This window comes from Pseudoalteromonas sp. Isolate3, assembly GCF_022398505.1.
GTDB lineage: Bacteria > Pseudomonadota > Gammaproteobacteria > Enterobacterales > Alteromonadaceae > Pseudoalteromonas > Pseudoalteromonas apostichopi.
Genome location: NZ_JAKEVN010000022.1, coordinates 1 through 21,895, shown reverse-complemented (window position 1 = coordinate 21,895; position 21,895 = coordinate 1). Strand labels below are relative to the sequence as shown.

21 protein-coding genes are annotated in these 21,895 nt (G+C 41.0%); 15 read left to right on the top strand and 6 right to left on the bottom strand.

What is annotated here, in order from left to right; all coding sequences use genetic code 11:
• Positions 1-42 precede the first annotated feature (42 nt).
• The 6 genes from L1D46_RS06995 to L1D46_RS06970 are packed head-to-tail and all read left to right on the top strand — an operon-like array spanning position 43 to position 6,602.
• The gene (locus tag L1D46_RS06995) at positions 43-771 is read left to right on the top strand and encodes an RDD family protein (RefSeq protein WP_239977161.1); all 729 of its coding nucleotides are present in this window, start codon (positions 43-45) and stop codon (positions 769-771) included.
• A complete protein-coding gene (locus L1D46_RS06990) occupies positions 768-1,718 on the top strand; it encodes a stage II sporulation protein M (protein ID WP_239977159.1) in 951 nt (316 codons plus the stop codon). The genes L1D46_RS06995 and L1D46_RS06990 overlap by 4 nt, the downstream gene beginning before the upstream one ends.
• Complete coding sequence (locus tag L1D46_RS06985; protein WP_130052014.1) at positions 1,708-3,168, top strand: hypothetical protein; 1,461 nt, start codon at positions 1,708-1,710, stop codon at positions 3,166-3,168. Before L1D46_RS06990 ends, L1D46_RS06985 begins: the two co-directional genes overlap by 11 nt.
• A complete protein-coding gene (locus L1D46_RS06980) occupies positions 3,158-4,306 on the top strand; it encodes a DUF4350 domain-containing protein (RefSeq protein ID WP_239977157.1) in 1,149 nt (382 codons plus the stop codon). Before L1D46_RS06985 ends, L1D46_RS06980 begins: the two co-directional genes overlap by 11 nt.
• Positions 4,303-5,286 carry a MoxR family ATPase gene (locus L1D46_RS06975; protein ID WP_130052012.1) on the top strand — a complete coding sequence of 328 codons (984 nt, stop codon included), beginning with the start codon at positions 4,303-4,305 and terminating at the stop codon, positions 5,284-5,286. Before L1D46_RS06980 ends, L1D46_RS06975 begins: the two co-directional genes overlap by 4 nt.
• Complete coding sequence (locus L1D46_RS06970; RefSeq protein ID WP_239977155.1) at positions 5,283-6,602, top strand: DUF58 domain-containing protein; 1,320 nt, start codon at positions 5,283-5,285, stop codon at positions 6,600-6,602. Before L1D46_RS06975 ends, L1D46_RS06970 begins: the two co-directional genes overlap by 4 nt.
• Positions 6,603-6,663: 61 nt before the next feature.
• Here the strand turns inward: L1D46_RS06970 and L1D46_RS06965 are convergent, their stop codons facing one another.
• Entirely contained in the window at positions 6,664-7,140 is a 477-nt protein-coding gene (locus tag L1D46_RS06965) for a DUF4234 domain-containing protein (protein WP_167657963.1), read from the bottom strand.
• A 157-nt stretch (positions 7,141-7,297) separates the two neighbouring features.
• On the opposite strand from L1D46_RS06965, the gene L1D46_RS20905 reads away from it, so the two are divergent.
• Both L1D46_RS20905 and L1D46_RS20900 read left to right on the top strand, forming a co-directional pair.
• A complete protein-coding gene (locus tag L1D46_RS20905) occupies positions 7,298-7,423 on the top strand; it encodes a hypothetical protein (RefSeq protein WP_256854756.1) in 126 nt (41 codons plus the stop codon).
• Positions 7,424-7,433: 10 nt separating this feature from the next.
• Positions 7,434-7,556 (top strand): hypothetical protein, encoded by a 123-nt coding sequence (locus tag L1D46_RS20900; protein ID WP_256854814.1) that lies wholly within the window; start codon positions 7,434-7,436, stop codon positions 7,554-7,556.
• On the opposite strand, the gene L1D46_RS06960 is transcribed toward L1D46_RS20900, so the two are convergent.
• Together L1D46_RS06960 and L1D46_RS06955 are read right to left on the bottom strand one after the other, a co-directional pair.
• Complete coding sequence (locus tag L1D46_RS06960) at positions 7,553-9,745, bottom strand: EAL domain-containing protein (protein WP_250661801.1); 2,193 nt, start codon at positions 9,743-9,745, stop codon at positions 7,553-7,555. The genes L1D46_RS20900 and L1D46_RS06960 overlap by 4 nt on opposite strands.
• A gap of 98 nt (positions 9,746-9,843) precedes the next feature.
• Positions 9,844-12,564, bottom strand: coding sequence for an insulinase family protein (locus tag L1D46_RS06955; RefSeq protein WP_167657964.1), 2,721 nt, complete (start codon positions 12,562-12,564; stop codon positions 9,844-9,846).
• Positions 12,565-12,759: 195 nt separating this feature from the next.
• Between L1D46_RS06955 and sixA the strand changes: the two genes are divergently transcribed.
• From sixA to L1D46_RS06935, 4 genes are read left to right on the top strand one after another with little or no spacing between them, the layout of a single operon-like run.
• A complete protein-coding gene (gene sixA, locus L1D46_RS06950; RefSeq protein ID WP_130052006.1) occupies positions 12,760-13,236 on the top strand; it encodes a phosphohistidine phosphatase SixA in 477 nt (158 codons plus the stop codon).
• A 49-nt stretch (positions 13,237-13,285) separates the two neighbouring features.
• Entirely contained in the window at positions 13,286-13,636 is a 351-nt protein-coding gene (locus L1D46_RS06945; protein ID WP_130052005.1) for a RidA family protein, read from the top strand.
• Positions 13,620-14,096, top strand: a complete 477-nt coding sequence (locus tag L1D46_RS06940) for an ASCH domain-containing protein (RefSeq protein ID WP_239977151.1) — start codon at positions 13,620-13,622, stop codon at positions 14,094-14,096. The genes L1D46_RS06945 and L1D46_RS06940 overlap by 17 nt, the downstream gene beginning before the upstream one ends.
• The gene (locus tag L1D46_RS06935; RefSeq protein ID WP_239977150.1) at positions 14,093-14,827 is read left to right on the top strand and encodes an SDR family oxidoreductase; all 735 of its coding nucleotides are present in this window, start codon (positions 14,093-14,095) and stop codon (positions 14,825-14,827) included. The genes L1D46_RS06940 and L1D46_RS06935 overlap by 4 nt, the downstream gene beginning before the upstream one ends.
• Positions 14,828-14,829: 2 nt before the next feature.
• On the opposite strand, the gene L1D46_RS06930 is transcribed toward L1D46_RS06935, so the two are convergent.
• Positions 14,830-15,750, bottom strand: coding sequence for an AEC family transporter (locus tag L1D46_RS06930; protein ID WP_130052002.1), 921 nt, complete (start codon positions 15,748-15,750; stop codon positions 14,830-14,832).
• 24 nt (positions 15,751-15,774) lie between these two features.
• Complete coding sequence (gene smrB, locus L1D46_RS06925; RefSeq protein ID WP_130052001.1) at positions 15,775-16,332, bottom strand: endonuclease SmrB; 558 nt, start codon at positions 16,330-16,332, stop codon at positions 15,775-15,777.
• A gap of 101 nt (positions 16,333-16,433) precedes the next feature.
• On the opposite strand from smrB, the gene prmB reads away from it, so the two are divergent.
• Together prmB and aroC are read left to right on the top strand one after the other, a co-directional pair.
• Complete coding sequence (gene prmB, locus L1D46_RS06920) at positions 16,434-17,369, top strand: 50S ribosomal protein L3 N(5)-glutamine methyltransferase (RefSeq protein WP_130052000.1); 936 nt, start codon at positions 16,434-16,436, stop codon at positions 17,367-17,369.
• Between the two features lie 65 nt (positions 17,370-17,434).
• A complete protein-coding gene (aroC, locus tag L1D46_RS06915; protein ID WP_130051999.1) occupies positions 17,435-18,532 on the top strand; it encodes a chorismate synthase in 1,098 nt (365 codons plus the stop codon).
• Positions 18,533-18,600: 68 nt separating this feature from the next.
• Here the strand turns inward: aroC and L1D46_RS06910 are convergent, their stop codons facing one another.
• Positions 18,601-20,607, bottom strand: coding sequence for a fused MFS/spermidine synthase (locus L1D46_RS06910; RefSeq protein WP_239977149.1), 2,007 nt, complete (start codon positions 20,605-20,607; stop codon positions 18,601-18,603).
• Between the two features lie 130 nt (positions 20,608-20,737).
• Between L1D46_RS06910 and L1D46_RS06905 the strand changes: the two genes are divergently transcribed.
• Positions 20,738-21,895, top strand: a 1,158-nt coding sequence (locus L1D46_RS06905; RefSeq protein ID WP_239977148.1) for a winged helix-turn-helix domain-containing protein, incomplete at its 3' end; no start/stop codon positions are given.

Here is a 21,895-nt window from a genome sequence, read left to right as displayed (position 1 = left end):
TATTGGCTTACGAAAACAACAATAAATACCAGTAGTAGATTAATGTTGAACCACGGATTGGAAAACAGAGAATACATCAAACTCCCCGAAGGCGTTAATATCGCTATCACTCCAGCAGGTGTTGTCGCCCGAAGCTATGCCTACACCATCGATTTTATTATCCGTAGTTTGGTTTTACTTGCTGTAGGCACTGTACTTGCCTTTTTTGGCGATGCAGGGCAAGGACTTATATTAATTGCTTACTTTTTAATTTCATGGGGCTATAACATCCTGTTTGAAATGGAAAGTGGCCAAACCCCAGGTAAAAAACGACTTAATATTCGTGTTGTGCAAGACAATGGCTTACCAGCGAGCTTTTCGCAAATAGTTGTGCGTAACTTGCTACGCCCCGCAGATATGCTACCGATAGGCTATTTTTTGGGTCTTGTAGTTATGTTGTTTAACAACCGCTTTAAACGCATTGGTGATTGGGCGGCAGGCACCATGGTTATTTACGACGATGAGTTCGCAGCGCGGCCTGAAATAGCTCAAGGTGAAGTGCATATTCCTTCAATTAGCTTAACTACCGAAGAGCAATTAGCTGTACTTGCTTTTGCTGAGCGCCATGATGAATTATCTGATGCAAGGCGTCGTGAGTTGGCAGCTATTTTAGCTGCACCGTTTTCTAAAGCAGAGCACGAGATTGAAGCGCAGCTCGTTAGTTACGCACGCCACTTCGCTGGGCAAGTTCAACACGATAACGATTACCCGCAGCAGGAGGGTAAACAATGAAGCAAACTCAATTTGTAAAATCAAATAGCGTAAGTTGGGATGAGTTCGAAGCCCTTTGTGAGCAAAATAATGCTGAGTCTTTACCTGTTAATTTCCCTAATTTATATCGCAAAGTTTGTAATGATTTAGCCATTGCCCAAAGTCGTCAATACAGCCCTGTGTTGATTGAGCAAATAAATAGGCTTGTGCAGTTAGGGCAAAAGCGCCTTTATTTGTCTCGAAGCAATCAATTCTCTGAAATATGGCATGTGGCGCGAACTGCATTTCCACGCGCACTGTATGAAAACCGTTTCATGCTGGCTGTAAACTTAATCGCGTTTTGGGGATTGGCCCTTATCGCTTTTATTTGGGTGACAATTGACCCTGATGCCGTTTATACATTTTTAGGGCAAGGCACAGTGCTTAATATCGAACAAATGTATAACCCCAGTGGCAGCGTTCAATCGGCTGAGCGCGGTGCACCGCAAGACTTAATGATGTTCGGTGTCTACATTTACAATAACATAGGAATTGCATTTCAGATGTTTGCAGGTGGTGTGCTGTTCTGTGTTGGCGCTGCTTTTTTCCTATTATTTAATAGTTTTTACTTTGGTGCAGTTGCTGCTCATATTGTTAATGTAGGTTTTGAAGGGCCATTTTTTTCGTTTGTTATCACTCATGGCTCGTTTGAGTTGACTGCTATCATCATTGCCTCAGCTGCAGGGTGTCAGATTGGTTACGGCATATTAAGCCCTGGGCAGTATACCCGTGCATATGCAATGAAACAGGCTGCACAAAAGGCACTTCCGCTCATCGTTGGTGCTTTTTTAATGTTAGTAATTGCTGCTTTTATTGAAGCGTTTTGTTCACCTCGTGATATTGCTTACGAAATTAAATATATAGTTGGCAGCGGCTGTTGGTGTTATGTCATTTTCCGTTTGTACAAGGGGATGCGCTATGGAGCTTAATCGTCTTAGCTTCACACCCCGCAAGCGCAGTGCTTACGAGACCTTTGATTTAACTGTGTTGTTAGTTAAGCAGCATATTGTGGCGCTGATCACTTTGTATTTGATGATGGCAGTACCCGTATTTTTGATTGTCGGCTTTTTATTAAATTGGGGCATAGGCGGATTTGTTGTTTGGTGGCTTAAACCTGTATTTGAACGACCTTTACTCGATTACATGTCAAAGGCGGTATTCAATCAACCGGTCAAAATAAGTAGTAGCTTAAAGTCACTTAAACAGTTAAAAGTTGCCGATATGCTAGCGCATTTAACCATTTTCAGGCTTAGCCCAAATAGAGCATTTTTAGCGCCCGTTGAGCAACTTGAGCGGCTATCAGGCGAGCGAAAAACAAAGCGCAAGCAGGTTTTATTTGCCTCAACGAAGCCAAAGCAAACGTTGTGGATGCTATTTTGTGTGCATTTTGAGTTTATCTTATTAATGGGGATTTCTGCGCTGACAATTGCACTTGTGCCCCATTCATTTTCAGCACAAGAAGCCATGTATCAAATTTTCGAAGCGCCAATCTGGGTTGAGATAGCGTTTAATTTTATATACATCCTTAGTATTTCCTTAGTGGCGCCGCTTTTCGTCACTGGCGGTTTCCTTGCTTATTTACATCGCCGTGTTGAACTTGAGGGCTGGGATATAGAGCTCGCATTCAAAAACATTCGTACCCGCCTTGCAGGCGTAGTCAGTGCTGTAGCACTACTTATACTTACAACGTTCACGCTGCAACCATCAACTAGCTATGCAGAGCAAATCGATAAGCAAGCGGTAAAAGAGCAAGTTACAGCTCTTTATAATGAGCCTAATGTCATTGAAACTGAGACTACCTGGCTGCCAAATATTGAAGCGAAAGCGAGTTCATCAGATAGTGATTGGTCGTGGCTTATCGATGTGTTTACAGCCATTGGTCAGATGTTTGGTATGTTGGTTTGGGTATTGGTAGGTTTATTAGTCATTTGGCTAGTTTATTACCTGATGCAAAAGCGCGGTTTTTTTGCCAATTTAAGCTTGCCTGAGCGTAGTAAAGTGAATGAAGAGTCGGTGATCCCGACCTTATTTGCAGAAATTAAAAGTAAAGATTTACCTACTGATTTAATTGCCGCTGCAAAGCAATGCTTTGAGCAAGGTCAGCATCGCTTGGCGCTAGCGTACTTGCTTCATCATGCGCTGACTTGGGCGCAGCAGCGACATGAAGTTCGCTTGCACCGCTCGATGACTGAGCGCGAATGTAAAGGTGCAATTGATGCAAAGGTACCTAGCCAAGGGCAAGCGATTTTTGCCCGCTTATTTTCTGCATGGGTCACAGTTGCTTGGGGCCATAAAACCCCTGATATCGACTTTATCGAGCTGACTGAGCAAATTACAGCAATGACAGCAGAGACTAAGGAGCAAGCCCGTGAAGCTTAAATATGTGCTGATTGCGGCGCTAGTGGTGTTTAGCATATTTGCTATTGCTGGTATTGCTTCTTTAGATTGGCAGAAAAAAGAAATCGAAATTGGTTTTCATAGTGATGTGGCAAAAGACAATTTCACGATGGCTCAACGACTACTCAAAGCCAATGGCATCGATTGGCAGAAGAATAAGCGCTTGGTAGAACAAGTACAAAGTGATGAGTTAAACATAGACCCGCAAAGTATCTTAATTTTGGATGAAGCAGTGCTTGCTGATTCTTACCAGTTAGATGTACAACTTGCTGATTGGGTCGCTGATGGCGGGCGTTTAATTTATGTATTAAATAGGCAACGCGATGAACTGGCGATTGATAACACGGTGTTTTTTAGTCAGCTTGGCATCAATGTGCAAAGCCAAGAAGATGTCTTTGAATATGACTTTGCGATGCTTAAAGAAGGGAATAAAAACAGTACCCTATCTATCGATGAAAACACTCAGCTCGATCTTGAGTTAAGTCGCGCGTTTTATATAGAAAATTGCCCCGGTGTTAGCACCAATAGTGAAAATAGTGACACCCTGATGTGTGACTTTGCATTTGGTCAAGGTCGGGTCATCGTTATGCCGTCACTGTTACCTTTTACCAATTACCGACTTCGCCATCTTGATCATGGCAGCTTATTACTTTGGCTAAGTAAAGGGGCTGATAAAGTCACTTATGTACCTTACCTAACTTACCCAAATTGGTTTGCCAAATTATGGCACTGGAGCTGGCAATTTGTGGTGACGTTGCTGTTATTAATTGTGCTTGCAGTGTGGCATATAAGTAGTCGCATTGGCCGCTCTTATACTCCTGAATTCGATATAAAAACCAGCTTTAATCAGCATATTCGTGCAGTAGCAAATTTCTATACAGAGCATGGTCACGAAGCCGTATTATTTACCGCACTAGAAAAAGATTTTTACGCCAAAGTAGAGTCGCGAGTGCCTAACTTTAAAATGCTCAGTGCTGAAAAACAGGCGCAGATCATCGCTAATTTAACTCATTTTGAAAAACAATATGTGGCTCAGTTACTTGCTAGCAAGTTGCCTGAGTCAAAAGAACAACGAACAGAATATATAAAACGATTCAAACAATTAAGGAATGCCTTATGAGCACGGAATTGGATACTAATCGCATGAGCTTAATTGAGGCAGCTGATGCAGTAAAACAAGTAAAGCATAACATTTCACGTGTGTTAGTTGGTCAAGATGCCATTGTTGAAGATGTACTTACCGTTCTATTTGCGGGTGGTCATGTGTTACTTGAAGGGGTTCCTGGACTTGGTAAAACGCTACTGGTTAGAGCCCTAGCAAAGAGCTTAAATGTAGATTTCTCGCGAGTGCAGTTTACGCCGGATCTAATGCCGTCAGATGTTGTTGGTCATAGTTTGTATGATATGAAATCAGGTGAATTTAATATCAAAAAAGGCCCAGCATTTACTAATATTTTGCTGGCTGATGAAATTAACCGTGCACCAGCTAAAACGCAATCAGCACTACTTGAGGTAATGCAAGAGCAACAAATCACCATTGATGGTGAGTCATTATCTATTGATTCACCGTTTATGGTACTCGCTACTCAAAACCCGTTAGATCAAGAAGGGACTTACCCACTGCCAGAGGCTGAATTAGACCGCTTTATGATGAAGGTCGAGCTTGGTTTTCCTTCACATGAATCGGAAGTTGAGCTTTTAAAACTGAATACACAAATAGTTTCTAATGAAACCAAAGTAGAGCAGCTCCCTGCAGTATTGGATGCTAAGCGTATTGCTGAAATTAAACAGCTTTGTGCAGATATCTTAGTGGACGAACAAATACTTAATTATGCTGTTGATATTGTGCGAAGTTCACGAACTTGGCAGGGTGTGCTGCACGGCGCAGGGTTACGGGCCTCAATTAACATCATTAAAGCTGCAAAAGTAATGGCATTGATGAATGGCCGTGACTTTGTAACCCCAGATGACGTGAAGTCAGTGTCAGTGAATATTTTAAGGCACCGTTTAATTTTATCCGCTGATCTGGAGCTTGAAGGGGTATCATTTGATGAAGTGATCAGTGCCATTTTAGCCAGTGTTGAAGCGCCGCGCTCATGAATCGCATCAAGCATAGACCTGCAAAACGCTTAATACAATTAACAGCTTTGCTGCTGTTATTGTTGCTTGTCTGTGCTATTGCATCGGTTGACAGCTTAGTGCTAACGGCCTTGTTATTAGTGCCCTTATTGGTGGTATTTGTAGATTATATGGCAGCGAAGTCAGAGCCTTTACTTGAAATGAGTGCACAAACTAATCTCAACATGGCCTTATATCGACGCCAAGCATTAAATGTAGTCATTAAAAATAAAGCTAAGCATGCGACTATGTTAGATGTCAGTGTTCATTTAAGTAATGCGATTGAGCTGCAAAAACCACAGCAAACTGTGTTTATTGATGCGATGCAACAAGCTAAGCAGAGCTTTAATTTACGTGCTCACAAACGAGGCGATGCAGAGATTAGTGCGATTGAGCTTAGAGTTGGGTCAGCACTGGGCCTTTGGCAAACAAACTGGTTAACTGCTCAAGCTATCCAATTAAAGGTTTACCCAGATTTTAGCCGTGTTACTTCAAAGCAGCATTTAAATGGGGTGGTGAATAAGCCAATTTCAGGTTTAAAACTCACTAAAAAGCGCGGTGATGGTATTGAGTTTCAGCAGTTACGTGAATATCGCCAAGGTGATAGCGTCAGGCAGGTTGATTGGCAGGCGACTAGTAAGCGTCGAAAACTCATTTCTCGTGAGTATCAAGAAGAGCAAAACCAACACGTCATAGTGATGCTAGACGCCTCTAAAAAAATGGCCATAGAAGCCAATGAAGGCAGTCACTTTGATCATGCTTTAAATGCATTATTATTGCTGTCACACACGGTTTTAAAGCAAGGTGACTGGTTTAGCATGCAAAGCTTTAACCAAAATCTGCGTTGGTTACCCGATGTAAAAGGCGCACAAAATGTATCAAGGGTGATGAATCACTTTTATGATCTATACCCAGATAAAAGCAGTAGTGACTATTTAGTGGCTGTGAACCAATTAATTGCCAAGCGCAGTAAACGCTCTCTAGTGTTATTAGTCACCACGCTCGATGAGCAAAGTATTGATGAATTAATGCCTGCAATTAAGCTATTACAAAAGCATCACTTAGTCGCACTTATTAATATTAACAATCGTGCAGTGAATGAAGTACTCGAAGAGCCTATAGAAAAGTACGAAGATGCAACCAGCTATTGTGCAGCGTTAGCACTATTAAATTCACACAAAGCCAATATGGCTAAGCTTAAAAAACAAGGGGTGATAGCCATAGACTGTAACCCTGAGCAGCTACTACCGCATGTGCTTAACACCTATTTAAATGTGAAGCACTCAGGGGCATTGTAATACCAACCGGCAATAAAAAAGGCATTGAATTCAATGCCTTTTTTATTAGATAACGAAATGGTTATTTCTGATTATCAATAGCTTCATTAATTTTGTATTGGAAATAAATAGCATAAAAGAAAAATGTAAGTATGCCACTTAAGTGCACAGGTTCATTGCTGCCTTCATTAATAAGCTCTTGAAGTGAAGTTCTTAACGAGAAAATGAATACTAGACCAACAATAAAAGTAATGATTGAAAAGATAGAAGATATTACTTCTGGAATAGCTGTAAATGCTAAAGCAAAGTTGATTACATAAAGTACAATATAACCATAAACTAAGTTTTGGTTTACTTTATGTTTAGCAAGCATGTTTGCCTTATTTGTTCGGCTTACAAGCCAATATATTGAGTAAATTCCCAATGTGATAAGACTTAAAAAAAACACGCCCCAAGCTGAGAAACGATCAAAATTCAAAATTGGTTTATTTCCGCCATTATTTTGTTGAGTAAGCTCGGCTTCTGGCGCTGCATAAATGTTAGCTGATTCTTCAGACATAACGATTCCTCATGATTATTTTTGTATATTCCTTTGTGCTAACCGCACGTCCCTATAATAGCAAAATGGTTGGTTTTTGTACATTGTTTCAATAACCTAGATGACAAAGCTAAAGAGTATTAAAGCGAGCATAAATAGGCCTTATAGAGGCTATAGCATGCGTGAAGTTTCAATGCTTGATGAAATTATGTACACTGCCGCTGATTTTAATGAGGTGCTTTGTGCTATTTATATTTTTGAGCTGTATTTTTATAGTGGTTATGTATTTAGAGTCTCTTTCTAAAGGGATGCCAGTGAAACGTTGGATGCTGTTAGGTGGTGTGCTGGGGCCCGTAGCTTGGTGTTTGTTTAATGTGCACTATCGCCGCGCATTTGTACGCCATGTTGGCCGCAAGTCATGTGGCTGGCGACCTTAAGCTTTTACGGTTTTTAATAGACTCGGCGCTGACTTATCAAGTTGCTTTTGCAAGAATGCGGTAAATTCTGGCTGAGATAATGGCTTAGAATAATAGTAGCCTTGTATTGTCTGACACTTTAACTGTTCTAACATAGCTATTTGTTCAGCTTGTTCCACACCTTCTGCAACCACATGTAAATCAAGGTTATGAGCAATTGTCACAATAGAGTCGACCATATTGCGGCCTCGTTCAGATTGCATATCGTCAATAAAGGCTTTATCGACTTTCAAGGTATTAAGCGGAAACTGTTTTAGGTACGCTAATGATGAATAACCCGTACCAAAGTCATCCATTGCAAGGTGTATACCACGGGCGCTGAGTGAACGCATTACGGCAATAGCTTCGTTTGGATCATCCATTACGGTGCCTTCTGTGATCTCAAGCTCAAGGAAGTAAGAGGGCAGTTCATTCTTTTGTAATATTACATCAATACGGGTGGTTAAATCAGGCAAGCTAAACTGTTTAGCCGATAAATTCACCGCGACACGACCATTAAATAAGCCTTGATCAATCCATGCTTTTACGTCTCGGCATGCCTTGTTTAAGACAACTTCACCAATTTCGATAATTTGCCCAGTTTCTTCAGCAATCGGTATAAACACACCTGGACTGATCACGCCTTTTTTTGGGGTAATGAAACGCACCAGTGCTTCCATACCATCTAGCTTACCTGTGCGAATGTTCATTTTCGGTTGATAGTAGACTTCGAAGTGATCTTCTTTTAGGCCGTAGCGCATCAAGTTTTCGATTTGTAGGCGTTTAACTGCTTCACGGTTCATAGTGTCATTGAAAAACAGGTAGCTATTACCTTTTTTCTTAGCGTGATACATGGCTGTATCGGCATTTTTAAGCAATAACTCTGGGGTATTCCCATCCTCAGGAAACAGCACAATACCCACACTTGAGGTGATCACAAGTTCATGGCCAGCCATATTAAACGGTGTGGCAATTGCCGCTAAAAAAAGTTTAGCCATACGAGTAATGGTATGAATATCGTTAGTTCCGGACATTACCAGTGCAAATTCGTCTCCCCCTAGGCGATAGAACACATCTTTTTCACGGGTTAACTTATTCAAACGCATCGCAAGCTTAGATAGCAAACTATCACCGAGTTGATGACCGAGTGAGTCGTTTATCTTTTTGAAGTTATCTAAGTCGAAGACTAATAAAGCGTGATGATTATCTTGTTTAGCGAGCTTCTTCAAGTTTGTGAAAAACAAGTTTCTGTTTGGTAAGCCCGTTGTGCGGTCACGGTTCGATAAATTATGTAATTGTGATTCGGCTTTTTTACGCTCAGTTTGATCTGAAAAAACAACTACATAGTTGCAAATTTGATTGTGCTCATTTTTAATCTCATCAATTGAAATTTCAATCGGTAACAGCTGCCTCTTCGCATTGCGAAGTTTTACCTCTTGCTGCCAGTGTTCTGTCGCTTTTACAGTGGCTTTAATTTCATCTACATAGCTTTGATCGTAGCCATTTAGGGTAAATTCTTTCTTTAAGTATTGTTCGCGGCTACCACCAAACAAAGTTAAGAAGCTTGGATTTAAGTCAACCAGCTTGAAGTTTTTATCGTAAATAGCGATAGCATCAGTTAATGACTCAACGCATTTAGCAAATAGGTTTAATCGTGCTTCCGTTGATTTGAGCTGAGAAATATCTCGCACAGTTCCTGTCATTCGCAAAGGGTTTAGGTTTGCGTCTTTTTCTATGATCTTGCCGCGATCTAGAACCCAATGCCAACGACCTAGGGTGTCTTTAATGCGATAACTCGCTTCAAAAAAGGCGGTATGTTCGGCAAAGTGTTTTTTAAGAGCTGTTTCGACGTGTTGTAAATCGTGAGGGTGGATATGTTCGCGGTTAGGGGGGAAGCCGCTGCTATTATTAGTATCTGAAGTGTATTTATCATTAATTCGTAACACTTCTCCGGTTTTAATATTCCAATCCCAGAGGGTGTCGCCACTGCCTTCTACGGTACTTTTTAAGCGATGTTCTGAAATACGCAGTTGCTTTCGAGAGCGCTTTAATTTAAAAATGACAAATAATAGGTACGGCAATAATAGCATCATAATAGCGCTTGGGATAAGCAGCAATGTGCTCTGTTCAAGCTCTATAGGACTAGCGGATGCTGAAAAAATCCCAGTCATAGTTATTGTTAAAAAAGCAGAAATCATTTTTATTATTTTTATCATTAATGCATTACCGTAATTCGCAACAATTAATCTAATCTAAGCTCGCGTTCGAGTCAAAGAGAATGCGAAGAAAGTGTTGCTTTTGGCTGTTTTTTGTCCTTAGGTTCGCTTAAAAGTTCTATTCTTGGCCTGTTGTCACTAAACGTTACGGCAATATATTGCTGCATTTGGGTTAGGCTTAACTTATCAAGCGCCTCTAAAAGCTGCTGTTGCATATTAAACTCTGTATCGCGATTGCCTATAGCTAGCCATAGACGCTGCGAACGTAAGCGTAAATTTTTATCTTTTTCAGCGATGTGAGTGACAAGACCTGCTTTGGTGTCGAGCCACTGCTGCTCAGATATGTTATTTATTTGCGACACATAATTATTAATAAATTGTTGGTGACGTTGAAGAATCTCATCAGCACTATGTTTAGGTGACTGAACATAAAAAGCGATACCAGCGCGTGTGTTAAAAGGTGCATAGCCAGCACCGACTAAATAGCCTAGTTGTTGCTTGGTTCTTAATTCATTAAAGTAGTCTTGATTTATCAGGTGATTAAGTACCATCATTTGCACTTTTTCGGTGGTGTTATCAGTTTGAGCTTGATAGTAAAGTACCATCGCATGATCACTACAATTTAACGTGAAGCGCTGTTGCTCCACTTCGGTAATATTATTAAGTGGTCGCGTTAAATCAATGATAGTGGTGCTACCAGACAAGTGTTCAGTAATTTGCTTTTGAAACTTAAGCGCATCACTTCGTTGCCAGTTACCATGTAAAAAACATTCAACATGCAAAGCTTTAAAAAACTCATTTCTAAAGCAATTGAATTGATGAAAGCTAGTATCCTTTAAAGCCTGTGCGAGCGCGTTAGGCTCTGGGTTCCACGGCATAACTTGCGCACCCAAAATACTAAATAATTCACTAACAGGCTTGTTTTGATTGCTGTTTCGCCAGTGTCTAACTAGTTGTTTTTTATATTCAGCAAAGCGTTTTGCACATATCTCAACATTAAATAGAGCTTCAAGTAATTCGTTAACTAGCTCTAACTGGCTCGATGAAAGACCTGCGGTATGCAAGGTCAAGCCGCCTTGGTGAGATGTTAAGTGATAACTAAGGCCTGCCAGTTCTGCCGGATAAAATTGCTCAGCAACACTGTCCATAAACAAGTCTGCAAACAAACGAGTGAGGGCCATATGTTTAACATCTTTAATGGCAAAGGTTGAGTCCATCGCTAAGTAAAAATGCCCTTTAGCCACTCGAAAAGTAGCATCTTGTTTAAACCAAAAGTCAAAGCCTTCTTTTTTGACTAACAATTCAGGCGATCTAGTTGGTTTCTCTAATGGCAGTAGTTCAACATCTTTAGTGAGGTATGGATTAGCACTTGGTAAGCACATCTGTGGCAATGGCGTGTTAATTTCACTGAGTGCTTCTAACCAACTTGTCGAGATATCTTCCACTTTATAGGGGGTGTTGTACCAAGCTGTGGTGTGCTCTGGTTCTACACCTGGATGAATTAAGACCAAGCGCATATTGTCAGGTGTGAGCCATTGCATGGCAATTTCGTGAGCGCAACGGTTAAAGCCGTCCATTAAATAATCGCCTTGTACATAATTAGCTTCATCGTAATGCTGCATATTTATGCTTAAATTACTAACCCAATCAATTAAGCGAGCTTTTTCTTGGTTATCAAAGGCAATTTGTAAGAGATTCTTTTTATCTTGATAAAGACGTGGCAATTTATCGCAGTTTTGGTTTATTAAACAGATATACTCAAACACCATCTCTACGATATCTTCATAGTACTCAATACCTTCATCAGTTAAAGCCATGCTGATGTTAAAGTCTTTAAAGTTACTACCGTTAATGCCCCCACCTGCAGAAAGGGCATTTATCCAGCCTTGCTCTTTTAAAATAGAGTACAGTGATCCTTTGCCTTCGTAACCGAGTAGGTGAGCAATAAAACTAACGGTTTTGTGACGATAAAAGTCGTCAATATTAGGCATTGCAAAGCTAATGATCAGCTTTTGCATATGTTTATGTGGTTCAATGTGTAACACCTTACCTAAGTCTTGTTTACGGTAAAGTGGCTGTTCTATGATCTCTTTGCTTTTTGGTTGACCTTTAATTTCGCTGAAAAACTGTTTTACCCAAGCAGTCATTGTCGCAATATCTTCATTGCTACATATCACAAGTGTCATCCACTGAGCTTGATAATGGCTATCGAAAAAAGCACGTAACTCATCACTTATGCAGCCTTCACGATCAGCGAGGGTTTGCTGGTTACCGACCGAGAACTTTGCAAAAGGGTGGGCTGGATTGACTGTTTCTTTGTGAGCCTGATAGATGCGTCGGCCATCATCTTTTATTTTTAGCTTAAACTCAGCATCTATGGCATTACGCTCTTTAGTTGTTTCTTTAGGGTTTAGTAACGGTGCTATGAAGAAACGGCTAAATTGTGCTAATGCTTCAGCAAACTGTTGGTTTTTAATATCAAAGAAGTAGCATGTGTGCTCTGTGCCTGTCCACGCGTTAGTGTTGCCACCAGATTGTGATACAAAATTAGAAAAACCACCCGACTCCGGGTACAGGTCTGTGCCTAAAAAAAGCATATGTTCCAAAAAATGTGCAAGGCCTTGTCTATCAAGAGGATCGTCAAAATGGCCTGCGTTGATAGCCATAGAAGCCGCTGATTTTGTTGATTCTAAGTCTTGCACTAAAAGTACTTTTAGACCATTGTCCAGTGTTAGGGGTTGATATGTTCTGTTATCATTGCGGCTGATATTCAAAAGATGCTCCTGAAAGAGTGCGTTAATGTCCTAACAACAGATGATATTTTCAGGAAAGCTAAAAAAGACAGAGCTACGAAAATCTACCTGAATATCATAAGCGGATGTTTAATGTATCTAGTGATGATATTCTAATATAGCGGACAATCAAGCAAACTGGCTACTGTTTTATATTCTTTAATCGGTTGATTTTTTATGAAAACAATCTTAATCATGCGCCATGGCGAAGCTACGCCAATGCAAGCAGATGATGCAGCAAGACAACTTACCGAGACCGGTCACTATGAAGCCAGTCGTATGGGGCAGTGGTTAGCAACCTATCATAAACCCGATGCCTTGTTGGTGAGTCCTTACATTCGTGCACAACAAACGGCTGCTGATGCTACACAACATATTTCGTTAAAATTTAATGAAACTTGCAGCGATATTACCCCTGATGGTGTTCCACAAATTGCTGCTGATTACTTGGAAACTCTGATTGCTATGCATCCACAATGCAACACCTGGTTAATCGTTGCCCATATGCCAATTGTTAGCTATTTAGTTGATCAGTTAAGTCCAGGTCATATGCCTATTTTCAATACAGGCGCGGTTGCAGTTATCGAATATGATGAACACAAACAGCGCAGCCACTACCTCAGTATTCACTCGCCAAATAACGTCGAAATCTAACAGTGGATTTGCTAAATTAGCGCCACTGTTAATTTTTCAAGTTCTTTCTATGACAATCGAACGTTTACAAACCGGTGCGCGTATGAGCCGCATCGTCAAGCATAACGGCACAGTATACCTATGCGGACAAGTTTGTGCTGATGCTGAAAAAGATATCACCGAACAAACTCAAACTATGCTCGATAAGGTAGAAGCTTTACTTACTGAAGCGGGTAGTAGCAAAGAGCATATGCTAAGCGCCACCATCTATTTAAAAAGCATGGAAGACTTTGCAGCGATGAATGCAGTTTGGGATGCATGGGTACCTCAAGGGCATGCTCCAGCTCGCGCTTGTGTTGAGGCAAAAATGGCGCGTGATGTTCTGCTCGTAGAGATTTCTGTTGTTGCAGCAGTTAAGTAACGAACGGCGTAAAGCGCATTTGATTGCTCGATTTAACGAGCAATCAGGACGCGCAATTATTGAACTACCGAGTTGGCATTTTTGCGATAATGAGCAAGATGCCAATGACTGCGCATTGCTGGTTTTAAGTGGCGAAAAGCAAGCAACAACCCCTTCATTATATTGGTTCGAAGCAAATAATGAGGCTCTTCCTGAGGTCGGTGATTTAGCCATTTTTACCAATTGGCACGGACAGCCCTTAGGCATTATTGAAACTGTCTCAGTGACCATCATCCCATATAATCAAATAAGTGCAGATTACGCTGCATTAGAAGGCGAGGGCGACAAAAGTCTTGCATACTGGCAGCGTGTGCATTGGGATTATTATCAGCGAGAGCTAGCAGGTACGGATTATCAATGTCATCCTGATATGCCATTGGTGTGTGAGCAGTTTAAGTTAGTTTTCAAGGAATCAGAATGAGTTCGAATCCTGTGGTTTTTATTACCGGGGGCGGCCGTGGTATAGGCGCAGCAACGGCAAAGTTATTTGCCAAGCATGGTTATGATGTATGTATCAACTTTAAGTCGGATCAGCACAGTGCTTTGCAAGTTGCCAAAGAAATAGAAAAACTGGGCGTTAAAGCGTTTACTATACAAGCCGATGTTGCTGATGAGCAGCAAGTGAAGGCAATGTTTGCGAAGCTTGATACTTGGGCACCACGTTTAGATGTACTGGTTAACAATGCAGCAATGATGATGCCGCAAATGCCGCTTTTAGAGATGGATGCAAAGCGCATTAACGCCATTTTAAGTTGCAATGTTACAGGCGCATTTTTGTGTGCACGAGAAGCAATTAAGCGTATGAATAAAGGCAGTATTGTGAATGTTTCATCAGGTGCGTCGCGCACAGGCTCGCCAAATGAATATTTAGATTATGCTGCATCTAAAGGAGCGCTTGATACTTTCACGATCGGCCTTGCTAAAGAAGTCGCCAGTAAAGCTATTCGGGTAAACGCGGTAAGGCCAGGCCTTATTTATACCGATATGCACCGCGATGGCGGTGAAGCAAACCGAGTTAATAGGTTAAAATCTAAGTTACCGCTAGGGCGAGGTGGTGAAGCTGACGAGGTCGCCTCAGCAATTTACTTTTTGGCAAGTGAGCAAGCATCATTCACAACGGGCAGTTTTATAGATGTATCAGGTGGCTTATAAAACTAAAGTAAAATACTTAACCAAACACTAAAGCTTACAACACTTAATACCGTTGAGAGCACCACAGCACTTGCGAGTGTTGCTTGATGTTGCTTAATTTGATTAGCGATTAGATAGGCGTTTACACCTAAAGGAGAAGCGCTCAAAAGTACCAGCACGTTTAGTAACGATTGTTCTAGATGAAAGACGTAGTTGGCAAAAAAGTAGACTCCGCACGGTAACACGGCAAGCTTGATGATGGTTGCGATGAGTGATGCTTGTAAGTTGTCTGACACCTTATAAAACGCAAGGTTTGCTCCTAATACGAATAACGCACAGGCAATGGCAGGTTTGGCAAGTAGGGTGAGGCCATTTGCTAAATCATCAAAAAGTGTAAAACCAAGTAAGTTAACAGCAAGGCCGCTACTGATACTTAACACCACAGGGTTCAGCAGCATGTTTTTAGCAAATGCTCGCCAAGAAAAAGACTGCTGCGATTTAGCACTAAGTAAAAAGGTTAGGGTAAACAAAAGTGCACTATGAAAAGTAATGATCATAAACACAATACCGACCATTTGCTCGCCAAGTGCCGCAATAATAATTGGCAAACCTACCAGCACTGTATTTGAATAACTACTGCCAAGGGCAAAAACTGCGTGATGTGATGCTGCAGATTGTTTCTTAATGAAATAGCGGTCAATAACATAGCCAAGGGCGTAAATAGCCAATACAGGAAAGTAAAAACTTAAAAAGCCCGCAACAGAAACACTACTTTGTAAATCGGCTTGTGCCATATTTAAAAATAGAAACGCTGGCACGCTAATATAAAAAGTGAACTTACTTAACCCTGCTATATGTTCTTTCGATAAAAACCTGCTACGAGAACTGATATAACCACTTAACACGATAAAAATCAGTGGAAAGATAATCGAAAAAATATGCACATTAAGCCTTATGACAAGAAGACGTTAGCGTCTGAATTCATCACTTTGTGGAAGGTTAATTAAAATAAGCACAGCACCTTTACCGCCAAATTCAAGAGGTGCTTGGTGCATAGCAATCACATCAGGGTGTTGTACTAAATATTGCGGCACCTTGTGTTTGAGTATGCGTTCACCAATGCCATGCACGACACAGGCACAATAGTAATGCTGCTTTTTACACTCATGAATTAAACCAGCCAGCTCATCTTTGGCTAATTCTTTATTTAAGCCATGTAAATCAAGGGTTAAATCAGGTGGGTAATCTCCACGACGAAGTTGCTTTGCCAAATAGCTATCATGACCAGGTTTGACATAACTCACGGTTCCATGAGTATCTATGTCTGGTACATATTCATCAGAAAAGAAAAATTCTGCCTGATGTTGCTTTTTTTGCTGGGAAAATTGTTTCGCTTGTGACACTTTAGGCTTATTGGTGAATCGAATAGTGTCTTGTTTAAATGCTTTGGCACCACTGATACTCTGACGAAATAAGTCAATATCGTCAGTGCTAATGTGATTGTTGGCGTGGGGATCTTTTTTCATGGCGGCAGTCTAAACAAAAAAACGCTAAAAATCGAGTAAAAACCAACTGAAAAGACGGTACAATACGCGTCAGAACAGACTTTGAAAGTTAAGGAACATACATGAACCATTTCCAGATAGAAGACGCAATTTTAGACGAGGCAATTGCAGAACTTTCAACGTTGCATGATTGGTTACGTTGGACAACCAGTCAATTCGCCAGCAGTGGTATTTTCTTTGGGCACGGCACAGACAACGCATGGGATGAAGCAGTTAGCCTTTTATTACCTGCACTAAGCTTGCCAATCGATGCACCTAAAGAGCTAATGCATGCGCGTTTAACCAGCACCGAGAAAAGCCGTTTAGCTGAACTAATTGCAGAGCGTATTAATGATTGTACGCCAGTACCATACCTGACCAACATCGCGTGGTTTGCAGGTATGCCGTTTTATGTTGATGAGCGTGTGTTAATCCCTCGCTCACCATTTGCAGAGCTAATTAATAATCGTTTTGCTCCTTGGTTAGAAGAGCCAGAGTCGGTAACGCGCATTCTTGATTTATGCACTGGCTCAGCATGTATTGCCATTGCCCTTGCACAAGCATTTGAAGATGCACAGGTTGATGCGGTTGATATTTCTTACGAGGCGCTAGAAGTTGCTGATATTAATATTAGCGATTACATGCTGAATGACCGCGTACTGCCAATTCAGTCAGACGTGTTTAGTGGTGTTCCGGGTCAAAAGTACGATCTGATCGTAGCTAACCCACCTTATGTTGATGCTGAAGATATGGCTGATTTACCACGTGAATTCCATCACGAGCCAGAGCTTGGTTTAGCATCGGGACATGATGGTCTTGATGTGACTCGTACCATTTTAGCGGAAGCCGCAGAGCATCTAACTGATAACGGTTTGTTATTTGTCGAAGTTGGTAACTCTATGGTACATATGGAAGCGCTGTACCCGGGTGCACCATTTGAGTGGGTTGAATTCGAACAAGGTGGCCTTGGCGTGTTTGTAATCAGCAAACAGCAGCTTGTGAAGTATTTCGCAGATTAACAGCAAATTTTAAAAGCCGAGCCTGAGGGCTCGGTCTCAGTAGTCATTAGGAATGAGGAAAGTTAATGGCAGGTAATAGCATCGGACAACTATTTAAAGTGTCCACCTTTGGTGAGAGCCACGGCGTTGCATTAGGCGGCGTTGTAGATGGCACACCAGCAGGTCTTGAAATTAGCGAGGCCGATTTACAAATTGATTTAGACCGTCGCAAGCCGGGGCAAAGTCGTTATACAACACAGCGCCGCGAAAGTGATGAAGTAAAAATTCTTTCTGGTGTATTCGAAGGTAAAACCACAGGTACTAGCATTGGTTTACTGATTGAAAACACCGATCAGCGTTCAAAAGACTACGGCAAAATCGCTGAAGTGTTTCGCCCAGGTCATGGCGATTATACCTATTGGCATAAATACGGTATCCGTGATTATCGAGGTGGTGGTCGCTCCTCAGCCCGTGAAACGGCTATTCGTGTAGCGGCAGGTGCAATTGCGAAAAAATACTTAAAACAGTTTCATGGTATTGAAATTCGAGCATGTTTGAGCCAACTAGGGCCAATCAAAGCCGAAGACTATAACTGGGATGAGGTGGAAAACAATGCATTTTTCTTTCCAGACACCAGCAAGCTAGAAGCGCTTGATGAATACATGCGTGACCTAAAAAAACAAGGCGATTCGGTAGGCGCTAAAGTTAAAGTGGTTGCTAAAAATGTTCCTGTAGGTCTTGGTGAGCCAGTATTTGATCGCCTTGATGCAGAGCTTGCACACTCATTAATGAGTATTAATGCGGTAAAAGGCGTTGAGATTGGTGATGGCTTTGATGTGGTTGAGCAAAAAGGCTCTGAGCACCGTGATGAGTTAACCCCAGATGGTTTTACATCAAATCACGCAGGTGGTGTACTTGCAGGTATCTCGACAGGGCAAGATATCATTGCCTCAATCGCCCTTAAGCCAACTTCAAGCATCACCATACCGGGCAACAGCATTAATACTAGTAACGAAGCGGTAGAGATGATCACTAAAGGACGTCATGACCCATGTGTAGGTATTCGTGCCATTCCTATCGCTGAGGCGATGATGGCGATTACCTTAATGGATCACTTATTGCGCCAACGTGGCCAAAACCCACATGTTAGCCATGAACATGGACCAATCAAAGGTTCGATTTAAGCGCAGCTTTAAATAAAGTAAACGCAGTTAATAAGCGCGATAATATCATCGCGCTTTTTTTATGCCTGTTAGAATTTTAATAAGGGAAGTAGGCTGTGTTTGCTATCAGTCCACATTGCCAGCTCGTTATGTGGGTAGCGTTTAATGGGCGACAAATCACTGATAGATACACGATTTAAAAAAGCCTGATTATCAGTTAGCACCACCCAGTCTGAGCCTATGTCTGATGGAGTATGGCCTTGATAGCTAAACTTTAACATAGCCTTATTGAAGTGTTGGCTATGTGCCTGTAATACAGGCAGTAAGTCGATATGATTATTTGAAATATGCACAATCAATACGCCATTTTCATTGAGCCTCTGCCAATAAAGTGACATTGCTTCTTGGGTTAGCAAATGCGCAGGAATTACATCACTTGAAAACGCATCAATTATTAAGACATCAAATACTTCGTTTGCATTATTTTTTAGCGCAATACGACCATCCCCTAAGCTGACTGTGAGCTTGGCTTCACTGTTTTCAAGATATGAGAAATAACGTTTTGCCATCTCGTATACAGCAGGGTTTAACTCAAAAAAGTGAATACTATCCTGTTGGTCTGCAAACCGAGCTAATACGCCTGCACCCAAACCAATCACGCCAATGTTTAGTGCGCTGTGTTGCTTTAGTATGGTAAGTGATTTAGCGACACCAGTATGCTGGTGGTAATAACTTTGCCCAAACTGTTGGCTTGGATTTAGTGGCTCTGAGCCATGAATCGTGGTGCCGTCAATTAAGCGCCTTTCTTTTATTGATTGAGTGTTTATATCTTTAACCGCTAAATAGCCATAAAAGTTGCGGCTAGTCGCAACGTTATATTGGTTAAAGTTTACCGCTAAAAAACAATAGCATGCTAACCAAGTAACTGAGCTGGTTGCGAGAGTGAATTTGAGCTGTTTTGTCTTTGTTTTAGCTTTTATTTGGTAGTAACACACAAAACTAAAAATAACCGCTAATGTAAGTAAATACTCGTCAATCTGGACAAATAGCAATGGGGCAATGAGCGTACTGAAAAGCGAACCTAACACACCGCCAAGGGCGATATAAAAATAAAAAACGGTAAATTGCTCGTTTTCAGGGGCTTTGTTTCTCAGCTCACCATGACAGACCATACCGGCGGTTAATAGAATCATGCTGTAAATTATAAGCTGGGCCAGGGCATTGAATAAGCTGCCAAAATAAAACATCAGCAGACCTGCAAAAGCCGAAAATATAAACGCATATGCCCAAACATGACGCTGATAATTTGCTTTGTTGGCAAACGTATAACTAAAGGTGAGCAAATAAATTACAAGAGGTAACGACCAAAGTAATGGCATGGGGGGAATATTAGTGCTGATCATATGCGTGGTAGATACCAACATGGCTGAGCTTAAGGCACTTAATAACAGCCATTGACCTTTACCTTTTAATAATGTGACAGGCCTAGTCTGAATAGACTCTCTTGATAAATCGGGTGCTTTTTTTAGTAAAAATATTACTAGAAGTGCTAATAACAAGCAGTAGCTGATAAGTCCAAATAGCCAGTAGGTAGTTTGCTGCTCTAAAGAAAATAGTAATTCATAAACGAGCGGGTAGCTCATTAACGCCAGTAAAGAACCCAAGTTTGAGATGGAATACCAATGGTAAGGCACCTGTGCTGAAGCAGTTTGCACATACCATCTCTGTAAAAGTACGCTGGTAGCGCTCAGTAGAATAAATATTGGACCAATTTCTATAAATAAATTAACAAACACCGCAAGCGCAGGCGGCCAATTTGTGAGATTTGGGGCTGCAAATTCTGTCACAACAATGAGTGTGGCAAAGGTGACTAAAACTATATGGATGACTACCTGCAACTTAATATGAAAACGACCCATGTTATGCGCATAGAAATAGCCAATAAGTAACATGACTTGATAAAACACTAAACTCGCTGACCAGATAGAGGCACCACCACCAAATTGTGGTAGCAGTTGCTTTGAAAGCATCGGTTGGATTTGAAAAATTAAAAAAGCACTGATGAAAATAGTGAGCGTTGATAAATATTTATACATTGTTTTTATTACCTATTTTGAGATAGCAAAAACAATCCAATAGCCAGAGCAAAGTGACAATGGAGTAACCCTTGAGTTTCTCTTAAGAAAACCTTAATCTTTGATTCGTAAATATTTATTGGAGAAGTAAGTGGCGCGTTATCGAATCGGCAAGTTTGCAATTGATGAGAGTAGATGTTTAATTTCATCGCAAGATTATAAGCAAATAGTCGAGCCAAAGGTCATGGATGTATTACATACCCTTTATTTAAATAAAGGTGAAGTTGTAAGCCAAGAAGTAATCTTTGCAAAAGTGTGGCCTAATGCTACCTATAACCCCAGTTCGGTACAGCGTTGTATAGCATTGCTACGAAAAGCACTCCAAGAAGATGCCAAGAACCCACAGTTTATAATTACACACCCTAAGCGCGGTTATAGCCTTGAGAAAGTAACACAGGGGCCAGGCAAAAAATTAAAAGCGCAACATGTTCTGTTGCTGTTTGTTTTACTAGTTAGCTTTATTGCTATTGCGTGGCAACTAGTGCCTAAACAACAAGATACTGCTTACTTTACTCAGTTGATGCCACTCACTTCGAGTGAACTAAATGAAGCTAATTTGTCACTTTCACATAGTGGTAAGTACCTTGCTTTTGTTCGAGGTAATAAAGGAAGTCAGCAGATTTGGATTAAAGAGCTTGCGACTGAGCGAGAAGTGAGGCTGACTGAAGATGCTGCAAGCTACTACGCTTTGGGGTGGTCGACCTCCGATAATGCGATTGCATTTGTGAAAAGTACAGAGCAGAAACAACATCTAAACACTATAAGCATTGATTTATCTAAATTTCAGCCATTAGAACAAGCGACTGTGAGTGTTTTTAATGACACCGTTTTAACCAGTCACCACATCGATTGGCATGTTGATAAGCTGCTCTATTACATAGAAAAAGATAAACTAAACAACGATACTCGACTCGTTTCACTTAACTTAGAATCTAAACAAAAGACACAGTTACTAGCTGCTACACAGCAAGATTGGTTGCTCGTTAATGCGTTATCGAAAGATGGTAGTAAAGTCGCGATGGGGATTGAGGCTGGGCAAAATAAATACCGTATTGATGTACTCGACCTTGCCAGTAAAAAAATACAAACTATTGCTATCATAGAAAACGGTATTCAAGGGTTAAGTTGGCACCCGAATAATCAAGCGCTATTAATTAGCCAACGAAATCAGCTTGTAAATCTAGATCTTGATGGTGAGCTTCAGTTAATTTCATTTAATAATTATCAAATAATTCGTGATGCCCAGTAC